Annotated in this window: 14 protein-coding genes; 6 read left to right on the top strand and 8 right to left on the bottom strand. The window is 73.2% G+C overall.

What is annotated here, in order from left to right:
• Positions 1-78 precede the first annotated feature (78 nt).
• Together pulA and ACZ42X_RS27610 are read left to right on the top strand one after the other, a co-directional pair.
• Complete coding sequence (gene pulA / locus ACZ42X_RS27615; protein WP_468295392.1) at positions 79-5457, top strand: pullulanase-type alpha-1,6-glucosidase; 5379 nt, start codon at positions 79-81, stop codon at positions 5455-5457.
• Between the two features lie 66 nt (positions 5458-5523).
• The gene (locus ACZ42X_RS27610) at positions 5524-5874 is read left to right on the top strand and encodes a 5-carboxymethyl-2-hydroxymuconate Delta-isomerase (protein ID WP_468295389.1); all 351 of its coding nucleotides are present in this window, start codon (positions 5524-5526) and stop codon (positions 5872-5874) included.
• On the opposite strand, the gene ACZ42X_RS27605 is transcribed toward ACZ42X_RS27610, so the two are convergent.
• The gene (locus ACZ42X_RS27605) at positions 5859-6590 is read right to left on the bottom strand and encodes a TetR/AcrR family transcriptional regulator (protein WP_468295386.1); all 732 of its coding nucleotides are present in this window, start codon (positions 6588-6590) and stop codon (positions 5859-5861) included. The genes ACZ42X_RS27610 and ACZ42X_RS27605 overlap by 16 nt on opposite strands.
• A 62-nt stretch (positions 6591-6652) precedes the next feature.
• Here ACZ42X_RS27605 and ACZ42X_RS27600 point away from each other — a divergent pair, with 62 nt between their 5' ends.
• Positions 6653-6958 (top strand): hypothetical protein, encoded by a 306-nt coding sequence (locus ACZ42X_RS27600; RefSeq protein WP_361414315.1) that lies wholly within the window; start codon positions 6653-6655, stop codon positions 6956-6958.
• A gap of 6 nt (positions 6959-6964) precedes the next feature.
• On the opposite strand, the gene ACZ42X_RS27595 is transcribed toward ACZ42X_RS27600, so the two are convergent.
• From ACZ42X_RS27595 to ACZ42X_RS27580, 4 genes are all read right to left on the bottom strand, one after another.
• Positions 6965-8026 (bottom strand): PDR/VanB family oxidoreductase, encoded by a 1062-nt coding sequence (locus ACZ42X_RS27595; protein ID WP_468295383.1) that lies wholly within the window; start codon positions 8024-8026, stop codon positions 6965-6967.
• A gap of 3 nt (positions 8027-8029) precedes the next feature.
• The gene (locus ACZ42X_RS27590) at positions 8030-8980 is read right to left on the bottom strand and encodes a metal-dependent hydrolase (RefSeq protein WP_468295381.1); all 951 of its coding nucleotides are present in this window, start codon (positions 8978-8980) and stop codon (positions 8030-8032) included.
• Between the two features lie 99 nt (positions 8981-9079).
• Positions 9080-11038, bottom strand: coding sequence for a hypothetical protein (locus tag ACZ42X_RS27585; protein WP_468295928.1), 1959 nt, complete (start codon positions 11036-11038; stop codon positions 9080-9082).
• Positions 11039-11089: 51 nt separating this feature from the next.
• The gene (locus ACZ42X_RS27580) at positions 11090-14095 is read right to left on the bottom strand and encodes an alpha-N-acetylglucosaminidase (RefSeq protein WP_468295926.1); all 3006 of its coding nucleotides are present in this window, start codon (positions 14093-14095) and stop codon (positions 11090-11092) included.
• A gap of 188 nt (positions 14096-14283) precedes the next feature.
• On the opposite strand from ACZ42X_RS27580, the gene ACZ42X_RS27575 reads away from it, so the two are divergent.
• Positions 14284-14748: a hypothetical protein gene (locus ACZ42X_RS27575; protein ID WP_361414322.1), complete on the top strand. Its 465-nt coding sequence runs from the start codon at positions 14284-14286 to the stop codon at positions 14746-14748.
• Between the two features lie 59 nt (positions 14749-14807).
• Here the strand turns inward: ACZ42X_RS27575 and ACZ42X_RS27570 are convergent, their stop codons facing one another.
• The gene (locus ACZ42X_RS27570; protein ID WP_468295378.1) at positions 14808-16310 is read right to left on the bottom strand and encodes a DUF1996 domain-containing protein; all 1503 of its coding nucleotides are present in this window, start codon (positions 16308-16310) and stop codon (positions 14808-14810) included.
• A gap of 134 nt (positions 16311-16444) precedes the next feature.
• Positions 16445-17446 carry an NAD-dependent epimerase/dehydratase family protein gene (locus tag ACZ42X_RS27565; protein ID WP_468295376.1) on the bottom strand — a complete coding sequence of 334 codons (1002 nt, stop codon included), beginning with the start codon at positions 17444-17446 and terminating at the stop codon, positions 16445-16447.
• A gap of 220 nt (positions 17447-17666) precedes the next feature.
• On the opposite strand from ACZ42X_RS27565, the gene ACZ42X_RS27560 reads away from it, so the two are divergent.
• Both ACZ42X_RS27560 and ACZ42X_RS27555 read left to right on the top strand, forming a co-directional pair.
• A complete protein-coding gene (locus ACZ42X_RS27560; protein WP_468295373.1) occupies positions 17667-18230 on the top strand; it encodes a hypothetical protein in 564 nt (187 codons plus the stop codon).
• Positions 18231-18287: 57 nt separating this feature from the next.
• Positions 18288-19757 carry a PepSY-associated TM helix domain-containing protein gene (locus ACZ42X_RS27555; RefSeq protein WP_468295370.1) on the top strand — a complete coding sequence of 490 codons (1470 nt, stop codon included), beginning with the start codon at positions 18288-18290 and terminating at the stop codon, positions 19755-19757.
• On the opposite strand, the gene ACZ42X_RS27550 is transcribed toward ACZ42X_RS27555, so the two are convergent.
• On the bottom strand, positions 19754-20311 hold the full coding sequence (locus ACZ42X_RS27550) for a winged helix-turn-helix domain-containing protein (RefSeq protein WP_468295367.1): 558 nt from the start codon (positions 20309-20311) through the stop codon (positions 19754-19756). The genes ACZ42X_RS27555 and ACZ42X_RS27550 overlap by 4 nt on opposite strands.
• Positions 20312-20447 lie beyond the last annotated feature (136 nt).

The following is a 20447-nucleotide window of genomic DNA, read 5'->3' as shown; positions in this document are numbered from 1 at the left end:
CCCTGCCTCCTGCCCCGCGCCCGGAGCTTCCCGGGCGCGGGGCCCCTTCTCCGTAACCCTCCCCGAGGAGAACCCGCCTTGATACGGCTCCCCTCCGGATCCGCCGCCGGATCCAGAACCCTGCCGCGCGCCGCCGCGGCCGCCCTCGCGGCGGCGACGCTCGCCGCACTCGTGCCCGCCCTCCCGGCCGCCGCCGCGCCGAGGCCGCCCGCGCCGCCCTCGGACAAGGCGCTCGCGGCCCAGCCGGCCCGGCACGACCTGACGCGCGAGCAGTTCTACTTCGTGCTGCCCGACCGGTTCGCCAACGGCGACCCGAAGAACGACCGCGGCGGGCTCACCGGCACGCGCCTCACCACCGGGTACGACCCCGCCGACAAGGGCTTCTACCAGGGCGGCGACCTCAAGGGGCTGACGGAGAAGCTCGACTACATCAAGGGCCTCGGCACCACCGCCATCTGGATGGCGCCGATCTTCAAGAACCAGCCCGTACAGGGCGAGGGGAAGGACGCCAGCGCCGGCTACCACGGCTACTGGATCACCGACTTCACCCAGGTCGACCCCCACTTCGGCACCAACGCCGACCTGGAGAGGCTCATCGACAAGGCCCACGCCAAGGGCATGAAGGTCTTCTTCGACGTCATCACCAACCACACCGCCGACGTCGTCGACTACCAGGAGAAGTCGTACTCCTACCTTTCCAAGGGAGCCTTCCCCTACCTGACGAAGGACGGCGTCCCCTTCGACGACGCCGACTACGCCGACGGGACCACGCGCTTCCCGAGGACGGACCTCGACTCCTTCCCGCGTACGCCCGTCGTGCCCGAGGGGAAGCGGAACCTCAAGGTCCCCGCCTGGCTCAACGACCCGACGATGTACCACAACCGGGGCGATTCGACCTTCGCCGGCGAGTCCTCCACGCACGGCGACTTCGTGGGCCTGGACGACCTGTGGACCGAGCGCCCCGAGGTCGTCGAGGGCATGGAGAAGATCTACCAGCGCTGGGTGCGCGACTTCGACATCGACGGCTTCCGCATCGACACGGTCAAGCACGTCAACACCGAGTTCTGGACCCAGTGGGCCACCGCCCTCGACGCGTACGCCGCCCAGCGCGGCCGTGACGACTTCTTCATGTTCGGCGAGGTGTACTCGTCCGACCCGGCCGTCACCGCCCCCTACGTCACCCGGGGCCGGCTCGACGCCACCCTCGACTTCCCCTTCCAGGACGCCGCCCGCCGGTACGCCTCGCAGGGCGGGCCCGCCACCAAGCTCTCCGAGCTGTTCGCGCAGGACTACCGCTACACCACCGACAAGGCCAACGCCTACGAGTCGGTGCCCTTCCTCGGCAGCCACGACATGGGCCGTTTCGGCACCTTCCTGAAGCAGGACAACGCCGGTGCCGACGACACGGAGCTCCTGGCCCGCTACCGGCTCGCCAACGAGCTGATGTTCCTCACCCGAGGCAACCCCGTCGTCTACTACGGCGACGAGCAGGGCTTCACCGGCGCGGGCGGCGACAAGGACGCCCGCCAGACCCTCTTCGCGTCGAAGACCGCCGACTACCTCGACGACGACCAGCTCGGCACCGACCGCACGCACGCCACCGACGCGTACGACACCGGCCACCCCCTCTACCGCTCCATCGCCGCGCTGGCGAAGCTCCGCAAGGCCCACCCGGCCCTTGCCGACGGCGTCCAGACCGAGCGCCACGCCGACAGCGGCCAGGGCATGTACGCCTTCTCCCGCTTCTCCGGCACGGACACGACGACGCGCACCGAGTACGTCGTCGCCGTCAACAACGCCACCGCCCCGAAGACCGTGGAGGTCACCACCGACTCCCCGGACACGGCCTTCCGGCACGTGTACGGCGGCACCGGCACGGTCACGAGCAGCGGCGCCAAGCTGAAGCTGACCGTGCCCGCCCTGTCCTCCGTCGTCCTCAAGGCGGGCAAGCCCGTCCCGGCCCCGGCCACCAAGCCGACCATCGCCCTCAAGGCCCCGGCCGCCGGAGCCACCGGCACCGTCGAGGTCACCGCCGACGTCGACGGCGGCGGCCTGAACCGCGTCGTCTTCGCCGCCCAGCAGGGCACCGGGAAGTGGCAGGTCCTCGGCTCCGCCGACCACGCCCCGTACAAGGTCACCCACACCGTCACCGCCCCCGAGGGAACGGCCCTGCGCTACAAGGCCGTCGTCGTCGACGGCACCGGACGCACCGCGAGTGCCCTCGCCTCCACCACCGCCGGCCGGGCGCCGAAGCCCGGCAAGCCCAGCGCCGTCGACCGCGACTACGCCGTCGTCCACTACCAGCGCCCGGACGGCGACTACGACGGCTGGCAGCTGAGGACCGGCTCCACCACCGCCGCCTTCACCGGCCGTGACGCGTACGGCGCCTTCGCCTGGGTCAAGGTCGAGGACGGTACGACGTCCGTCCCGTACACCGTCGAGAAGGCGGGTACCGCCGACGGCCCGCAGCGCGTCCTCGACCTCTCCGCCACCGGCGAGGTCTGGATCAAGCAGGGCGCGGACGGCCAGACGGACAAGGCCCCCGACGGCGCCTACCCGCCGCAGGACCAGGGCAAGGCCGTCATCCACTACCACCGCCCCGACGGGAACTACGACGGCTGGGGCCTGCACACCTGGACCGGCGCCGCCACCCCCACCGACTGGTCCAAGCCGCTCCAGCCCGTGAAGAAGGACGCCTTCGGCCTCACCTTCGAGGTACCGCTCGCCGCCGGAGCCACGTCCCTCTCCTACATCGTCCACAAGGGCGACGAGAAGGACATCCCCGCCGACCGGTCCCTCGACTTCGGCACGTACGGCAAGGAGGTCTGGCTCCTCACCGGGGACACCGGCTACCTCCTGCCCACCTCGGGCGCCGCGCCCGCCCTCGACCTCACCAAGGCCGAGGCGCAGTGGATCGACGCCGACACCGTCGTCTGGAAGGTGAAGGCCACCCCCGGCACCAGCCAGCAGCTCGTGTACGCGAGGGACGGCGGCATCACCGCCCCCGGCGGCGCCCTCTCCGACGAGGGCCGCTGGCTGCGCCTCACCCCGTCGGCCCTCACCGACGCCCAGAAGGCGAAATACCCGCACCTCAAGGACTACCCGGCCTTCACCCTCGACCCGCGCGACCGCGACCGGGTCCGTGACGCCCTGCGCGGCCAGCTGATCGCCACCCACCGGGCGCCCAACGGGGCCCTGCTCGCCGCGACCGGCGTCCAGATCCCGGGTGTCCTCGACGCCCTGTACGGCACGAAGGCCCAGCAGGCCGACCTCGGCCCGGTCTTCCGCAAGGGCAGGCCCACCCTCTCCGTCTGGGCGCCCACCGCGCAGCACGTCGCGCTCGAACTCGACGGCAAGCGCGTGGCGATGAAGCGCGACGCCGCCACCGGCGTCTGGTCCGTCACCGGCCCGGCGAGCTGGCGGAACAAGCCCTACCGGTACGAGGTGACGGTCTGGGCGCCCAGCGTCCAGAAGGTCGTCACCAACAAGGTCACCGACCCGTACGCGACGGCCCTGACCACCGACTCCGCCCGCAGCCTGGTCACCGACCTCGCCGACCCGGCCCTCACCCCGGCGGGCTGGACCACCCTGAAGAAGCCCGCCGCGACCCCGCTGCGCGACGCACAGATCCAGGAGCTGCACGTCCGGGACTTCTCGGTCGCAGACCGCACCTCCAAGCATCCGGGCGGCTACCTCGCCTTCACGGACACCACGTCCGACGGCATGGAGCACCTGAGGAAGCTGGCCGCGAGCGGCACCTCGTACGTCCACCTGCTGCCCGTCTTCGACATCGGCACCATCCCCGAGAAGAAGTCCGACCAGACGGCGCCCGCCTGCGACCTGAAGGTGTACGCGCCCGACTCCGACGAGCAGCAGGCGTGCGTGGCGAAGGCCGCCGCCAAGGACGCGTACAACTGGGGCTACGACCCGCTGCACTACACCGTCCCTGAGGGCTCGTACGCCTCCGACCCGGAGGGCACGCGCCGCACGGTCGAGTTCCGGCGGATGGTGCAGTCCCTCAACCAGGCCGGACTGCGCACCGTCATGGACGTCGTCTACAACCACACCGTCGCGAGCGGCCAGTCGGAGAAGTCCGTCCTGGACCGGATCGTGCCCGGCTACTACCAGCGGCTGCTGGCCGACGGCACCGTCGCCACCTCCACCTGCTGCGCCAACACCGCGCCCGAGAACACGATGATGGGCAAGCTCGTCGTCGACTCGGTCGTCACCTGGGCGAAGGAGTACAAGGTCGACGGCTTCCGCTTCGACCTCATGGGCCACCACCCCAAGGCCAACATGCTCGCCGTCCGACAGGCCCTCGACGAGCTCACCCTCGAACGCGACGGCGTCGACGGCAAGAAGATCATCCTGTACGGGGAGGGCTGGAACTTCGGCGAGATCGCCGACGACGCCCGCTTCGTCCAGGCCACCCAGAAGAACATGGCCGGCACCGGCATCGCGACCTTCTCCGACCGGGCGCGCGACGCGGTCCGCGGCGGCGGCCCCTTCGACGCCGACCCTGGCGTCCAGGGCTTCGCCTCCGGCCTCTACACCGACCCCAACACCTCGAAGGCCAACGGCACCCCGGCCGAGCAGAAGGCCCGCCTGCTGCACTACCAGGACCTGATCAAGGTCGGCCTGTCCGGCAACCTCGCCTCCTACACCTTCACCGACACCCGGGGCCGTACGGTCAAGGGCTCGGAGGTCGACTACAACGGCGCCCCCGCCGGCTACGCCGCCGCCCCCGGTGACGCCCTCGCCTACGCGGACGCCCACGACAACGAGACCCTGTACGACGCGCTCGCCTTCAAGCTCCCGGCGGCCACGTCCCCCGACGACCGGGCCAGGATGCAGGTCCTCGCCATGGCGACCGCCGCTCTCTCCCAGGGCCCGGCGCTCTCCCAGGCGGGCAGCGACCTGCTGCGCTCCAAGTCGCTGGACCGCAATTCGTACGACAGCGGTGACTGGTTCAACGTCCTCAACTGGGACTGCCGGGCCGGCAACGGCTTCGGGCGGGGACTGCCGCCCGCCGCCGACAACAAGGACAAGTGGTCCTTCGGCAAGCCGCTCCTGTCGTCACCGTCCCTGACGGTGGGCTGCCCGCAGATCACCGGCGCCTCCGCCGCCTACCGGGACCTGCTGACGATCCGTACGACGGAGAAGGCGTTCAGCCTCGCCACGGCCGGCCAGGTCCAGTCCGCGCTCTCCTTCCCGCTCTCCGGCACGGAGGAGACCCCGGGCGTCATCACCATGCGCCTGGGCGGCCTGGTCGTCGTCTTCAACGCCACCCCGCAGAAGCAGGCCCAGAAGGTGCCCGCGCTCGCCGGCCAGGGCTACGCCCTGCACCCGGTCCAGGCGCGGGGCGCCGACGCGGCCGTCAAGTCGTCGTCGTACGAGGCGACTTCGGGAACCTTCACGGTTCCGGCCCGCACGGTGGCGGTTTTCAGCCGCAGCTGAGGAGATCGGCGACGGATTGACCACGGGCGCCCTGCCGACGGCAGGGCGCCCGCTTATCGTGATCCCATGCCGCACATCAGAGTCGACTACTCGGCTTCCCTGGAGGACGCCTTCGACCGGCGGGGCTTCGCGCTCGCCCTGCACCCGGTGGTGGCCGACACCGTCAGCACCAGCGTCACCAACTGCAAGTCCCGCTTCCGCCGCGCCGAGGAGACGGTCGTGGGCGACGGCTCCGCCGAGGGCGCGGTGATCCACGTCGCGATCAGGCTCGCACCCGGCCGTACGGACGAGGTCAAGGGGCGGCTGACGGAGGCCGTCCTCGCCCTGCTGCCCTCCCACGTGAAGCCGGTGGAGGGCCTGACCGTGCACCTCTCCGCCGAGGCGCACGACTTCGAGAGGTCCTACCGCAGGCGCTGAGCCGGCACCTGCGGCAGCGCCCGCACCGTCGGCAGCAGCGCGCCCAGCCGGCCGATGAGGTCGCCCAGGGGCCCGTCGGCCGGCTCGTCCGCGAGCATCCGGACCAGCAGGGCCGCCATCTCCTCGTCGTACGCGGCGCTCACCGCCGCCAGCGCCGCGAAGTCGTGCACCAGCTGGAGCTCCAGCTCGGCGCGCGGGATGCGGCGCCCGTCCAGCCACAGCAGCGCCGTCGACTCGGCGAGCGACACCCAGGACCGGACGACCAGCTCCAGCCGGGCGGGCGGGTCGGTCACGCCGAGGTGGGCGAGGATCTGCTCGTACGCCGCCTGCCGCACCTCGTCGATCATCGCGTGGGTCGTGGAGGACCCTACGGCCGGTCCGCCGCGCATCAGCGCCGCGAAGCCCGGCCCGTGGTCCTCCACGAAGCCGAAGAAGCGCCCCATCACGCGCAGCAGCCGCGCGCCCAGCGGCCCCTCGTGCGGCTCCTCGAAGCGGGCCGCCAGCTCGTCCGCCGCGCGCCGCAGGGCGGCCTCGTACAGGCTCTGCTTACCGGGGAAGTAGTGGTACACCAGCGGCCGCGAGATGCCCGCCGCCGCGGCCACCTCGTCGATCGACACGTCCTCGGGGGAACGGCGGCTGAACAGCTCCAGTGCCACACCGATCAGCTGGCGTCTGCGCTCCTCGACACCCATCCTGCGGCGCACCCCGGTCGTCATGCCGAACAGCGTAACCGTCCCTTCGAACAGTGCCCGCTACACCTTCCGTTACGCTGCCGGACATGAGCCTCTCCGACGAGGAAACCGCGCCCGCCCCCCACGCCCCACGGCCCGGACTCAGCCCGCGCCAGGCGCGGCGCCTGCGGATCGCCGCCGCCTCCGTCCTCCTGGTGGCCATGGCGGTCGTGCTGGTGCTGCGGCTGGCCAGCCGCACCTCCGTGCTGGTCGTCGGCGTGTACGGACTGGCCATGATCCTCTGCGGCGTCGTGATCGAGCTCAGCCGCAACGGCCGCACCCGGCTCGGCACCTGGCTGCTCGGCACCGGCCTGCTGGCGGCGCTGGCCGCCGACTGGCTCCTGCTGCCCTGACGGGACTCAGAGGTCCAGCACCAGCCGTTCGCCGCGGCAGCGCGAGACGCAGATCAGCATCGAGTCGTGCCGCTCGTCGTCCGTCAGCAGCTCGTCGCGGTGGTCGACCTCGCCCTCCAGCACCCGCTGCTGGCAGGTCCCGCAGAACCCCTGCTCGCACGAGTACGACACGTGCGGCACCTCCGCGCGCACGGCGGCGAGCACCGACTGGTCCGCCGCCACCGCCACCGTACGGCCGGAGCGGCGCAGTTCGACCTCGAAGGCCCCACCGCCCGCGGCGGAGGCGCCGCCCGGCGCGAACCGCTCCAGATGGAGGGTGACGCCCTGCGGGAGGACGGCGGCGACCGCGTCCATCAGGCCGTCCGGGCCGCAGCAGTAGACCTGGGCCTCCTGGGGCACGTCCGCCAGGAAGGCGCTCAGGTCCGGCAGCCCGGCCTCGTCCTCGGCCACCACCGTGACGTTCCCCAGCCGCTCCAGCTCCTCCAGGAACGGCATCGTCGCGCGCGAACGCCCGCAGTACAGCAGCCGCCACTCCGCGCCCGCCGCCCGCGCCGCGCGCACCATCGGCAGCACGGGCGTGACGCCGATGCCGCCGGCGACGAAGACGTACGACTCCGCGGGGACCAGCGGGAAGCGGTTGCGCGGCCCCCGGATCTCGACCTCCGTGCCCTCGTGCAGCTGCTCGTGCACCTCCCGGGAGCCGCCCCGCCCGTCCTCGATGAGCCGGGTCGCGACGGTGTACGTGTCCGGGTCGGCCGGGTCGCCGCACAGCGAGTACTGCCGCACCAGCCCCGACGGCAGCACCAGGTCCAGGTGCGCGCCCGGCTCCCACGGCGGCAGCCCGGTGCCCTCCAGCCGCAGCTGGACCACGCCGTCGGCGGGCGTGCTCCGGCCGGTGACCAGCACGCGGCGCCGCACGGTGGACGCCCGGCGGCCCTGCCCCGAGACGGGCTTCTCCAGGGCGGGCAGCGGCCACAGCGGGGCCGCCTGGATGCGGCGGCGCACGGCCCGCCTCACCAGCAGCGCCGCTCCGGTGGCGAGGACGACGGTACGCAGACGGGGTGGCATGGCTCAGTGACCTCCGTGGGCGGTGGGGGCGGCGTGGGCGGCACCGGCGGCGTTGGCACCCGGGGAGGAGGCGAGGTAGGCGACCGCCTGGGCCGTACTGCCCTCCTGGGAGGGGTGGTAGGCGCGGCTCAGGTAGCGGGGTATGGAGCGCAGCATGTCCGGGGTCGACGGCAGGACGCCCTGCCGCCCGCGCCGGACGAAGTCCCCCAGCGTCGCCTTGCCGTCGAGGAGGGAGGGGTCGTTCTCCATGAAGAACCGCACCCCGCGCTGCCACAGGAAGACCAGCGCCGAGAACGCCGTCGCCCACGTGCGGACGCGCCGCCGGTAGCCGCCGTCGACGTGCAGGAACAGCTCGAAGGCGACCGCGCGGTGCTCGACCTCCTCCGCGCCGTGCCAGCGCAGCAGGTCCAGCATCACCGGGTCCGCGCCGCGCCGGTCCAGCTCCTCGGCGTTGAGCACCCAGTCGCCGAGGAAGGCGGTGTAGTGCTCGATCGCGGCGATCAGCGCCACCCGCTCCATGAGCCACCACTGCCGGGCCTTGCCGGGCGGCAGCGTCCGGTCCCCGAGGAGCTTCTCGAAGAGCCAGTCGACCTGCGCGGTGTACGGGGTCGGGTCGAGCCCCAGCTTCTTCAGGTGCGGCAGCACGTCGTCGTGCGCCTGCGAGTGCACCGCCTCCTGGCCGATGAACCCGATGACGTCCGCGCGCAGCCGGTCGTCCCGGATGTACGGCAGGACCTGCCGGTAGACGTGGATGAACCAGCGCTCCCCGGCCGGGAGCAGCAGGTGCAGCACATTGATGGTGTGGGTGGTGAACGGGTCGCCGGGAACCCAGTGGAGCGGGGTCTCCTCCCAGTCGAAGGAGACCTTCCGGGCCTTCAGCTCGATCCGCTCCGACGCTCCCCCTCGGCCTTCGGCCTGGGAGGTACCCCCAGCGGCCGCCTGCGTATTAGACATGGCGTCAATGTACTGATGGGTACGCCGTCGGCAACAGGGTCGTGCACGCGATTGTTCGGAGGACCGTTCGAGGGAGCCGCGGGCACGCGCGAGGATGGTTCAGCGCAGGCTGTTAATCCTCGTGCCGTCCTGCAGCCGCGCGCCGAGCTCGACCCGCTCGGCCGGCTTCTCCTTCACCGCCACGGCGAGCAGCCGCTCGTCCGCCGCTCCCGTCACCGCGCCCGAGACGGTGATCGACGCCACCTCGGGGCTCCCGGCCGCGACCATGTACCACTGCCCGGCGGGCGACTTCCACAGCGCGCCCGCCAGGACGTGCGGGTCGCGCGCCCCGCACGCCGGTGAGTCGTCGGCCTTCGCGACGACCGCGCCGGCCGTGACCGCGCCCGCGTGCGGCTCGGACGATCCGGTGGCCTCGGGCGCCTGGAACTGGGCCAGCACCTTGCCGCCCGTACCCCGCCAGGTCTCCGCGCGCGTGCACAGCCACCGCGCGGTGCCGCCCTCGGCGGGCAGCTCCTGCTGCGCGAACCGCCAGGAGTTCACCGTCCGCACGCCGTGCGAGCGCACCATCGGCAGGAGGCAGGCCGTACGCGCCCACTCCGCGCGCGCCGCGTCGTCCGTCACGTCCACCGGAGCCGACGGGGGCCCCGAGGTGAGCCGGGCGGGGGTGAGCTCGCCGAGGTCGGTCAGCACGCGCGTGGTCACGCCGTCGCGCACCTCCAGGGCGTCCCACGTGCGGCACTGGCTCGGCGCGACGGGGCTGAGCACCGGCTTCGTCACCCCGTCCGCGTCCCGCTCCAGCGGGCGCGCCGCCTCGGCCGGCTTGAGCAGGTCCCGTACCGCCACATCCCGCACCCAGGGCGCCGTCAGGTAGCGGACGTTGGCCTTCGTACGGCCCACCACCAGGGCGCCCGCCGAGGCCGTGTCGGCGCCGTCCGTACGGACGAAGTCCAGCGCCGCCACGGCCGTACCGTCCGTCGGCTCCGCGTACCGCACCACCCGCAGGCCGTCGTGGAACAGCACCACCCGCGCCTGGTCCACCTCCCCGGCGAACAGCAGCTGCGCCGGGCCCATCGGCGGCCCCGGCGGCGTCCCCGGCGCCGCGGACACCTGCACCGTGTGCCCGGGCCGCGCCCACACGGCGAGGGCCCGCCGCAGCAGGGCGGTGTCGTTCACCAGCCCGCCGCGCGCGGGCCACACCGAGAAGTCCGTACGGGCGGAGCGCTGCCACATGGCCGGGGCCACCCGGCGCAGATGGGCCGGATCCAGCGCCGCCTCGGAGACCGGGTTGCGGGCGTACGCCGGAGCCGCCGCGCCGTCGGGCCCCCAGCCCTCGCCCGGCAGCCCCAGGAGCGCCCCGCACACCACCGCGGCCGCCAGGGCCGCCAGCGCCGCCTTGGCGTGCTGGCGCCGCCGCATCAGGTCCGTCGGCCGGGCCTGGAGCGAGCACGGGTCGAACTCGGGCGACTCCAGCAGCGAGTGACCCGCCTCGATGGTGTCCGCCTCGGCGAGCGCCGCCTCCGGGTCCTCGACGCCGGCGGCCTTCAGCACCCGGCACGCCTCCGCGTCGCCCTGCCGCTCCACCCCGCGCAGCACGTACGCCGCCCGGCCCGGCCCGGACAGCGCCGAGAGCCGCTGGTCCAGGGCCAGTTCGTCGGCGCCACCGGAGCGCGGGAACAGCCGCAGGCCCCACACCTGGGGCAGCAGCGGCGGCAGCTGCGCCCGCTTGGGCCACGCCCGGCGCCTCAGCGGCAGGCCCGCCTCCAGCGCCTGGCGCAGCACCTGGCCGCGTACGTACGCGTACCCCGGGTCGACCGCGTCGTCGGCCGTCCGCCGCTGCCCGGGCATCGCGCCCCGGCCGCCGGGGGAGCGGCGGCGGGGCAGCGCGCGCTGCACGAGCGCGTGGGCGGTCAGGACGCGGCGGTTGCGGCCGAGGGAGGGCGGCAGCACCAGATAGGCGATGCGGACGAGCCGGGGGTAGTGCTCGACGAGCGCCGCCTCGGCCTGTTCGACGTCGACGGGGGCGGGGGTAGCCAGTTCCTGGGTGCTCACGTTCAGCAGAACGAGCGAATCCTGGGATGGTCACCTGGCGCCCGTGTCCCCCGGACGCGGTCACCAGCCCGTCAGTCCGCTGAACTCCACCGTGCCGCGCGCCCCGCCGCCGCCGTTCCCGGCGGTCATGAACAGGCCCGCGTCCTGCACGGCCGCCGCCCCCGGCACGCGCACCGTGGCGACCGTACGCCACGTCGCGCCGCCGTCCGTGGAGCAGGCGCCGGTGTACGCGCCGCCCGCGCGGGACAGGCGCAGCAGCACCGGGGCCGTGACGCCGGTGATCCGCCGGTAGGTGTCCACGGCGCCGTCGCCGTCCGCGTCGTACGTCAGCGCCACGCCGTTCCCGGGGGTGACCGCCAGGTTGAGGAAGCCGGTGGAGCGCGGCGCGGCCAGGGAGTCGCGGACGGCGATCCCGGCCCGCGCCCAGGCGCCGGTCGCGTCCTGCGCGTCCACGCGGACGGTGAGCGCGCCTCCCTCCGCCAGGGCGCCCTCCTTGTAGAGGGCGCCGAACTCGGCGGTGGACCTCCACAGGTCCGCGCCGCCGCCGTTGATCGCGTACCGGTCGCCGAGCTGCCCGAAGACCGCGCCGTTGGTGGCGTACGTACGCCACGCCGCGTCCCGGAGGGGCCCGGCGACGTACAGGTCACCCCGCTGGACGGCGGTGACCGGCTCCTCGCCCTCGGGGCCGTACGTCGTGCGCAGCTCGTAGGGGAGCGGCTCGACGGGGGTGGAGAGGGGGAGGGCGGGGGCGGTGACCTCCCAGGAGACGTGTCCGGTGCCGGCGGGCGGGACGGGCGGCAGCTCCAGGGGCGGCTGGTCGCCGAAGCCCGTGAGCGCGAAGCCGACGCGGCCGGTGGCGCGCAGGCCGTTGACGTTCCGGAAGGCGGCCGTGAGCAGCGCGGTGCCGCCCGGGCGCAGCGCGGCGGGCTCACCGGAGACGGTGACCGCGCCCTGGTAGGGCGCGCGGGCGAGGACGTCATGGACCCTGCGCGCCGTCCCGTACGGATCGTTGCGCGGCCGCACGGGATAGGTGTTCGTCCCGTGCGTCCACGTCTCCTCGCCCGCGTACCAGTCGAAGGTCTTCGGGGCGCGGCCCTCGGCGAGGGTGTCCTCCAGGTCGTCCAGGTACGCCTGCCACTGGGGGAGGTGGACGTCGGCGATGAGGCCGGACCAGTCGCGGTTGGCGTAGTTGGCGAGGCGCCCGCCGTCGGCGGTGGGGCGGTCGGCCCAGGTGGTGACGAGCACGCGCGCGGTGCGCTCCAGCCCTTCGCGGCGTGCGTCCGCGAGCCACGGCCCCAGCAGGAACGCGTGGTGTGAGCCGGTCATCTCGTCGCTGAGCCGCATCAGCCGCAGCCACAGCCGGGACAGGGCGCGGAAGGTGTCCAGGTCTTTGCGTGTGAACGCTGCCTTCAGCTGTCCGATCAGATGCCAGGAGCGGTTGGCGAGGACCTGCCGTCCCAGGTCGGTGAGGTCGTAGCGGTACGCGTCCGAACGGCGCAGCGGCTCCCGTACGCCGAGCAGCGCGGCGAAGGCCCGGTCGAAGCCGGCGGGGTCGAAGGCGGGGGAGTGGGTGGCGTAGTGGGCGCCCGAGCGGGCGTCCAGGCTGGGGCGGGCGGCGAAGACGGAGTCGTGGGGGCGGCCGTCGCGGCTGGTGATCCGGTACGCGGTGTCCCGCAGGACCGCGAACGCCTCCCGCGCGTGCGCGTCCCGGCCGCCGTAGCGCAGGGCGGCGTACTCCTCGAACCAGCGGACCCGGTCGACGGGCTCCCGGCGCCAGGCGAGCTCCGAGAACAGCTCCAGGGCGGCCGGGTCCCGCTCGGCGGCCTCCGGCATGTACGCCGTCCCCGCCAGCGCGGAGCCCGGCTTGTCGCGCCAGGCGGTGAAGCGTTCGGCCCACACGTGGGTCTTGGCGCCGAGGGTGGTGCGGCCGCCGAAGTTGGGGATGGTGCCGAAGGCGTACGGGGCCCCGCCCCAGTCGCGCTCGCGGTCGGTGACCGCCTCCAGGTCGGAGAGCCCGTCCACGACGAGGACCCTGGTCGTGTCGAGCGCGTCGAGCAGCTCGCGGCGCGGGTTGGCCTGCCAGCCGAGGATCATCCAGAGGGCGCCGGGCCGGGCCTCCCGGAGCGCCGCCTCGACGGCCCGGGCGGCGTCCGGTACGGGCACGTCGCCCGCCGAGCCGCCCTCGTGCAGCAGGTCCATCTTGAAGTGCCGTACGTCGCCGAAGAGCTCGGCCTGGTGGCGGTAGAACGCCGCCGCCACGCGCCGGAACGCGGGCGTGCGCGGGTCCAGCCAGTCCGGGCGCCTCAGGCCCGCCCAGACGCCCTGCGGGACGGTGCGGGCACCGGGGTTGCGGGCGGCGAAGCCGTCGGGGACGGTGCCGAAGTACCCCGGCAGGACGGGGGCCATGCCGAGCGCGCGCAGCCGGTCCGCGATGCGGCGGCCCAGCGCGGCGCGGCGCGCGATCAGGCCGGGATCGAGCGGGCCGCCGTACGCGCTCATGTTCTGCAGCAGCCACCAGGGCTGGTGCGAGGGAGCGGGAAGCCAGGCGCGCGCCTCGGCGTCCGTGTACCCGAAGTCCATGAGCAGCCGGTGGTAGACGGCCTCCTGGCCGACGGTGACGAGGACCTCGTTGAAGCCGTGCAGGGCGAGGACGTCGATGAGCCGCTCCCAGCGCGCCCAGTCGGCGTACGGCGCGGTGTAGCCGTCGTGCGTGTCGTTGAAGACGAACCGGTGCGGGACGGTCGCCTCGTGCGCGAGCGGCTCGCGCGGGGACGGGAGCGTACGGGGGAGGCGCAGCTGGGAGCCGGACCAGGAGAGGTGGGCGCCGCACACGTACTTCAGGTACCAGTGGACGCCGGTGAGGAGCGTGGCGGGGCTGGTGCCCGCGACCTCGATGCGGCCGGGCGACCCGGTGACGCGGAAGCGCTCCGGGCCGCCGGTGAGGTGGCGGAGGCGGAACTGGTCCGCGTGGTCCGGCAGGAGCCGCGCGAGGGCGGCGCGGGCCGGCGCCGTACGGCTGCCGTCCCGCGTCCCGGGCCCCGTCCCGTCTCCCGTCCCGTACGCCATGGCGTGCTGCCCGTTCCTGGCGAGGGCGGCGCCCGCGCCGATCGCTCCGGCGGTCCCCAGCAACGTACGTCTCGACACTCCGGCCACGGCGCTCCTCCATGGTGCTGACGTGCCATCAGATGCGTGAGGGTCGCACGTTACCCCGGGTTCGCACCCGGAACAGGGGTGCGAACCGGCACGATGGCCAGATGCGCACGGAACGACGAACGCGTACGCGTACGCGAACGGCACGGGTGGCCGCGGCCGCCCTGATATCCCTGACCCTTCCGCTCCTCGCGGCCTGCGAGGCGGAGAGCGGGACCGACGCGGCGCCGCCGACGGCGCCCACGGCGACGGGCACCCTGGAGCAGCTCGCGGAGAAGGCCGCCTGCGAGCCGGACATCTCGACGGACGCGAAGGAGCTGCGTCAGGCGACGTGTGAGACGAAGGACGGCAAGTACGTCCTGACCACCTTCGCCACCGACCGGGGCCAGCGCGAGTGGATCAACGAGGCGAACGACTACGGCGGCGCCTACCTGGTGGGCCGCAAGTGGGTCGTGTCGGGCGACCAGAAGGTGGTCACAGCACTGCGCGGCCGACTCGGTGGTGAAGTGGAGACCGGTGCCTCGCACGGAGGGCACGAAGGGTCCCACTCGGGTCACCACGGGAGCTGACCGCGCAGGGAAGGGGTTGACGGATCAGATGGTGATCAGCGTGATCGTCCATCAAGTGATCACGCGCAACGGCGACCGCCGTTGATGCAGTTCACCATCTGGTTCATCAGCCTGCTGTTGAAAACGTTGATGAAATCTCCATGGTCGGTGATCGGCTTGTGGAGCTGCTCGGGGAACGAGTCCACGGCGAAGACCGTCCCTTGCGGCACGTCGTAGACGATGCGCTGCACGAGCTGGGGAATCGCCCGGAAGCCCTGGGGGCACTGCCCGTTCGCGTTGGCGAAGGCGACATGCGTGCGATGGTTCGCGCTGTCGGTGTTCCGGCCGTCCCAGCAGCTCTGGAACTTGAACGTGCGCACCACCTGGCTGCCCTGCGGGCAGATCGGGTACTTGTCCTTGAGCTGGCGGTTCTCGAATCCGGTACAGCTCCAGGATGCGTTCGCATTGGCGTCACCGTTCGTGAAGGCCTTGGCGTCACCGGTGATGATGCGCAGGAAGCGCGGCATCGGGGACACCTTGGAGACCGGGTTGCCGACGAAATTCATCGTGACCTGCGAGGGCGTCAGGATTTCGCCGACGTTCTGGTCGTTCCCGCCGCCGTCGGCATTGGCGTCGTTCTCGTTCTGTCCGTTCTGCAGGCGCAGTACGGGCCAGAAGTAGGTCGACTTGTCGCCTTGGTTACGGCAGCTGGTCTGCCCCCGGGCCAGGTCGGCATCGCTCGCGAAGGCGTCGTTGGCCTGGTTGCCGACGTAGTCGTGCATATGGTGGGCGCCATTGCTCACGCCGGGCGCGACGATGACGTTGTCCGGGTTGAACTTGCCGTTCTCGTTGCGGCCGCAGTCGGTGACGAAGCTGCCGCGGGAGGCCCCGCTCAGCTGGCGCGGGGTGCGGACGTTGGGCTGGACGGACTGGATGTCGACGAAGTCTCCGGCGACGGGCCCGTTGCCGGCCTGCCCCTGTCCCTGTCCCTGGCCTTGACCTTGGTTCTGGTTGTCGTCCTGGCCGTCCTGGCCGTCTTGTCCCTGGTCCTGATTCTGGTCCTGGCCTTGGTCCTGGCCTTGGTCGCCACCGCCGCCGAACGTGTTGGTGTCGTCCGCGCGCAGTGTGCAGGGCGCCATACTCTGCAACCCCTCGGGGCGGTCCGCGTTCCGGCCGATGGCGACGGTGATCCGTTCGATGGCGGCCAGCCGCTTGTCCTTGAGCGGATTGAGAATGGCGTTGTCGGCGAACCGGGGATCCTGCTGGATCCGTTGTTTCTCCTCGGCGAACCGCTGGTACGCCTCGGTGATCTGGCTGTCCATGTTCGCCAGTTCCCGGTCCACCTCCCCGCGTGCTTCGTCGGGCACCTGGGGAAGGCCGTTGGCGACTTCGGGGCAGTCGATGGTGGAGATCTGCTGCCCGGCGTTGAGGGTGTTCTGCCGCTGGGGTGGCGGGCTGGACCAGCTCTCACCCGCGGATGCGTAGAAATTGGCCGCTACCAGCCCACCCCCGCCCAGTATCAGGGCAGCCGAGGCGGCGATCGCCCGGTTGGCCAGTGTCGAGCGTTTTCGTGTGCGTCCCATGGAACTCCAATCCCGGGAGGGGAGAACCGCTCCGTTCCATACGGAAGGCGCGCGCGGCCCGTTCAGCCCCTGCCCGGGTTCGTAGAAATCCACATCCGCAAAGGGCGCGTACTACTCCAGCCGTGCCGGCTTCTTCACCTTTCCAGCCCCAGCACCCCGGCCTCCTGTTCCGGACTCAGCCCCACCTGTGCCCGGTCGGGGCGCTGCGGCGCGGTGCCCCCGAGCGCGCGCAGCCACGCCCAGGTGTCGTCGACCGTCTCAGCCACCGGCCGGCACCGCAGCCCCGCCGCGAGCGCCTTCGACACATCGGCGCGGTGCATCGCGTCGTGCAGCTCGCCCGGCGGCGTCCAGACCGGCAGCTGCGTCCAGGGCTCGACGCCCGCGCCGACGATCGCCTCCGGTTCGGTCCAGCGCAGCTCGGCGTCCGCACCGGTGGCCCGTACGCAGGCGTCCAGCAGCCCGCCCATGGTCGTGTGCCCGGACGGGGAGACCAGGTTGTACGCGCCCGAGAGCCCCCTCTCCGCGGCGTCCAGGGTCCACTCCGCCAGGTCGCGTACGTCGATGTACTGGAGCGGCAGGTCGCGCGGGCCCGGGGCCAGGACCGGACCGCCCCGGGCGATGCGGCCCAGCCACCACGGCAGGCGGCCCACGTTCTCGCCGGGCCCGAGGATCAGGCCCACCCGCACCAGCAGCGTCCGCTCCTCGCCGAACGCCCCGAGCGCGGCCAGCTCCCCGCCGCGCTTCGCTTCGGCGTACGGCACGTCCACCGCGTCCGGGGACCCCTCCACCAGGGGCCCGTCCTCCGCGAGCCCCGGCGCCGGGGGCCAGGCGTACACCGAACGGCTGGAGACGTACACGTACCGGCCCGCCCGTCCGGCGAGGAGCCGCGCCGCGTCCCGTACGGCGACGGGCGCGTCCGTCCACGTGTCGACGACCACGTCCCACGGGCCGGCCTCCGCGAGGGCGGCGAGGCCCAGCCCGTCGGGCGCGGTGCGGTCGCCGAGCAGTGCGCTCACCCCCGCGGGCGCCTCATGGCGGCCCCGGTGGAACACCGTCACCTGCCAGTCCCGGGCGAGGGCCGCCTCCGCCACCGCGCGCCCTGCGAATTCCGTACCACCGAGTATCAGAAGTCTCATGACGGCGACTCTGCCGCGCGGGCCCCTGCGCTGACCAGCGGTTCCGCTGCGGGAGGAATACCGCGGAAGACGGCACTCCGGCCCCCCGGGGCTCCCGCCCCCGGCGCGGGGGTGGCAGCATGAGCGGACCATGACGGAGCCCCGGTCGCCGTTGCGCGCCCTGCGTGCCGCACTTTTCGCGGCGGTGTGCGTGATCTTGGCCGCGGTGGGGCATTCATCCATGTCTGCGCACGACATCCCGCTGTCCGCGCTGCTCGCCGCCTTCGGCGCGACGACCGCCCTGGCCTGGCTGGCCGCGGCCCGCCGCAGGGGAGCGCCCTTCATCGCGACGGGCCTCCTCGGCCTCCAGGCCGCCCTGCACGTCACCTTCGGCGCGGGCCGCCCGCACCGCCACGGCCACGACCATGGCGGCATGGAGATGAGTGACGCGGGCCGCGGCACCCTCCTCGACCCCATCGGCCTGGACGCCGTCGGACTCGGCGGCGCCTCCGCCGGGATGCTCGCCGCGCACCTGCTCGCCGCGGGCGTCTGCGGCCTGTGGCTGGCCCGTGGCGAGGCCGCGTTCTTCCGGCTCGCCCGCGCCGTCGGCGCCCTCGCCTTCACGCCGCTGCGGCTGCTCCTCGCCCTCGTACGGCTGCCCGAGGCCCCGCGCCCGCCGCGCGGCGCCCGCCCGCGTCCCGTACGGCGGCACCACGGCGTCGTCCTCGCGCACAGCCTGTCGCGGCGCGGGCCGCCCGCGCTCGCCGTACCCCGCGCCACGGTCCCCGGAGCCGCGCACGTCTGACCTGGGGGCCGCTTCCCCCTGCGGACAACGCAGACCACGCCGACTCCTAGGACAGTCATGGCCATTGACGACCGCACCACGACCTCCGTACCAGAACAAACCAGCCCCAGACGGGACGGTTCGACGTGGGGCGCCCTGCGCCCCCTCCTCCTGCGCGTCCACTTCTACGCGGGCCTCCTCATATCCCCCTTCCTCCTCGTCGCCGCCGTGAGCGGGCTGCTGTACGCCCTCTCCTTCCAGATCGAGAAGGTCGTGTACGACCACGAGCTGCGCACCCCCGTCGGAGAGCGGGTCCTGCCCCTCTCCGCACAGGTGGACGCCGCCCGTACGGCCCATCCCGAAGCGACGGTGACGGCCGTGTGGCCGTCACCGGAGGAGGGCGCCACCACGCGCGTCCTGATGAGCAGCCCGGACGTCGAGGAGGGCAAGTCCCTCGCCGTCTTCGTCGACCCCTACACCGCCGAGGTACGCGGGGACCTGCCGAGCTACGGCAGCTCGGGCGCCCTCCCGCTGCGGGCCTGGCTCTCCCAGTTCCACGCGGACCTGAAGCTCGGCGAGTTCGGCCGCCACTACAGCGAGCTGGCCGCCAGCTGGATGTGGGTCGTCGCCCTGGGCGGCCTGCTGCTCTGGCTCGGCCGCAGGCGCGCCGCCAAGCGGTCCCTGTTCCTGCCCGAGCGCGGCCCCAAGTCCCGTCGCCGTACCCTCTCCTGGCACGGCGCGGTCGGCCTGTGGGCGGTGACCGGACTCGTCCTGCTCTCCGCCACCGGCCTGACCTGGTCGCGCTACGCCGGCGAGAACGTCGACCTGCTCCAGACCCGGCTCGGCGGCACCACGCCCACCATCTCCGCCACCCTCGGCGGCGCCGCAACCACGACCGACGGCGGCGGCCACGAGGGCCACGGCGCCGGCCACCAGCAGCCGCAGGCACCGGCGGGGCCGGACGTCGGCATCGACAAGGCCGTCGAGGCGGCCGCCGCCGCGGGCGTCGCCGGGAAGATCGCGGTGACCCTCCCGGCCGACGGCAAGGGCTACGTCGTCAAGGAGACCGACACGCAGTTCCCCGCCCACCTCGACTCGGTCGCCGTCGACCCGACCGACGGGCGGATCCTGGACGAGCTGCGGTTCGCCGACTACCCGCTCCTCGCCCAGCTCACCCGCATCGGCATCGACGCCCACATGGGCGTCTACCTGGGCCTGCCCAACCAGCTCGCCCTGGCCGCCCTCATGGTGGGCCTCATCCTCCTCATCCTGTGGGGCTACCGGATGTGGTGGCTGCGCAGGCCCACCAAGGAGCGGACGCTGAGCTTCGGCCGCCCCGTGCCGCGCGGCGCCTGGCGCAGGGTGCCGGCCACGCTGCTCCTGCCGCTGGCGGCCGGGACGGCGCTGGTGGGCTGGTTCGTACCGATGCTCGGCATCAGCCTGCTGGCGTTCCTGGTGCTGGACGCGGCGCTGGGGCTGTTCGCCAAGCGCACCGCGGAGCACACCGCACAGAGCGCCCCGGAGGGCGCCGCGCAGGACGCCTCCTAGGGCGCGTACTTGTAGCCGACCCGCCGTACGGTCTGGATCGTACGGCGGTGCTCGGCGCCCAGCTTGCGGCGCAGCCGCGCCACGTGCACGTCGACGGTGCGCCCGTCCCCGACGTGGCCGTAGCCCCACACGGTGGTCACCAGCTGGTCGCGCGTGTGCACGCGGTGCGGGTTCGCCACCAGGTGCGCCAGCAGCTCGAACTCCAGGTACGTGAGCTCCAGCGGCCGCCCGTCCACCAGGGCGGTACGGCGGACCGTGTCGATGACCACAGGGCCGCCGACCGGCCCCTGGACCGCGGCGGCCGGGCCGGGCAGGGCCTCCCCCTGCTCGGCCGGTACGAGGACGAGGTAGCCGACCATCGGCGGCTGCCCCGGCAGTACGGGCACGGCGTGCGGCGGCGCGGGCAGCCAGGTGGCGCCCGGCGGGATCAGCTCGGAGACGTCGACGACCTCGTCCCGGCCGACGGCACGCAGCCGGTGCCGGCCGGACGGCAGGGGGAGGGGTGCGACAGGGGGGAGGGCGGTGACGGGGACGGCGGTACGGGTGTTCGCCATGATGAGATCAGCTCTTTCGCGCGGAGGGACGGGAGTACGTCGTTGCGCGACGGCCGAAGGCGTGAGGGACCTGACGGGCCTTCAGAGGCGTTAGGGGGCCGACGCGTTCCTCGCGCGGCAACACACCCGGTCGAAG

Source organism: Streptomyces sp. NPDC030862 (assembly GCF_055571835.1).
The sequence above is the reverse complement of the archived record's forward strand: the minus strand, read 5'-3'. Positions and strand labels throughout refer to the sequence as shown.

Bases quoted from the DNA above. Each gene is read 5' to 3' on its own strand.
- ACZ42X_RS27610 (WP_468295389.1), top strand. From the start codon at position 5,524: ATGCCGCACATCAGAGTCGACTACTCGGCTTCCCTGGAGGACGCCTTC.
- ACZ42X_RS27605 (WP_468295386.1), bottom strand. From the start codon at position 6,590: ATGACGACCGGGGTGCGCCGCAGGATGGGTGTCGAGGAGCGCAGACGC.
- ACZ42X_RS27600 (WP_361414315.1), top strand. From the start codon at position 6,653: ATGAGCCTCTCCGACGAGGAAACCGCGCCCGCCCCCCACGCCCCACGG.
- ACZ42X_RS27595 (WP_468295383.1), bottom strand. From the start codon at position 8,026: ATGCCACCCCGTCTGCGTACCGTCGTCCTCGCCACCGGAGCGGCGCTG.
- ACZ42X_RS27590 (WP_468295381.1), bottom strand. From the start codon at position 8,980: ATGTCTAATACGCAGGCGGCCGCTGGGGGTACCTCCCAGGCCGAAGGC.
- ACZ42X_RS27580 (WP_468295926.1), bottom strand. From the start codon at position 14,095: ATGGCGTACGGGACGGGAGACGGGACGGGGCCCGGGACGCGGGACGGC.
- ACZ42X_RS27575 (WP_361414322.1), top strand. From the start codon at position 14,284: ATGCGCACGGAACGACGAACGCGTACGCGTACGCGAACGGCACGGGTG.
- ACZ42X_RS27570 (WP_468295378.1), bottom strand. From the start codon at position 16,310: ATGGGACGCACACGAAAACGCTCGACACTGGCCAACCGGGCGATCGCC.
- ACZ42X_RS27565 (WP_468295376.1), bottom strand. From the start codon at position 17,446: ATGAGACTTCTGATACTCGGTGGTACGGAATTCGCAGGGCGCGCGGTG.
- ACZ42X_RS27560 (WP_468295373.1), top strand. From the start codon at position 17,667: ATGTCTGCGCACGACATCCCGCTGTCCGCGCTGCTCGCCGCCTTCGGC.
- ACZ42X_RS27555 (WP_468295370.1), top strand. From the start codon at position 18,288: ATGGCCATTGACGACCGCACCACGACCTCCGTACCAGAACAAACCAGC.
- ACZ42X_RS27550 (WP_468295367.1), bottom strand. From the start codon at position 20,311: ATGGCGAACACCCGTACCGCCGTCCCCGTCACCGCCCTCCCCCCTGTC.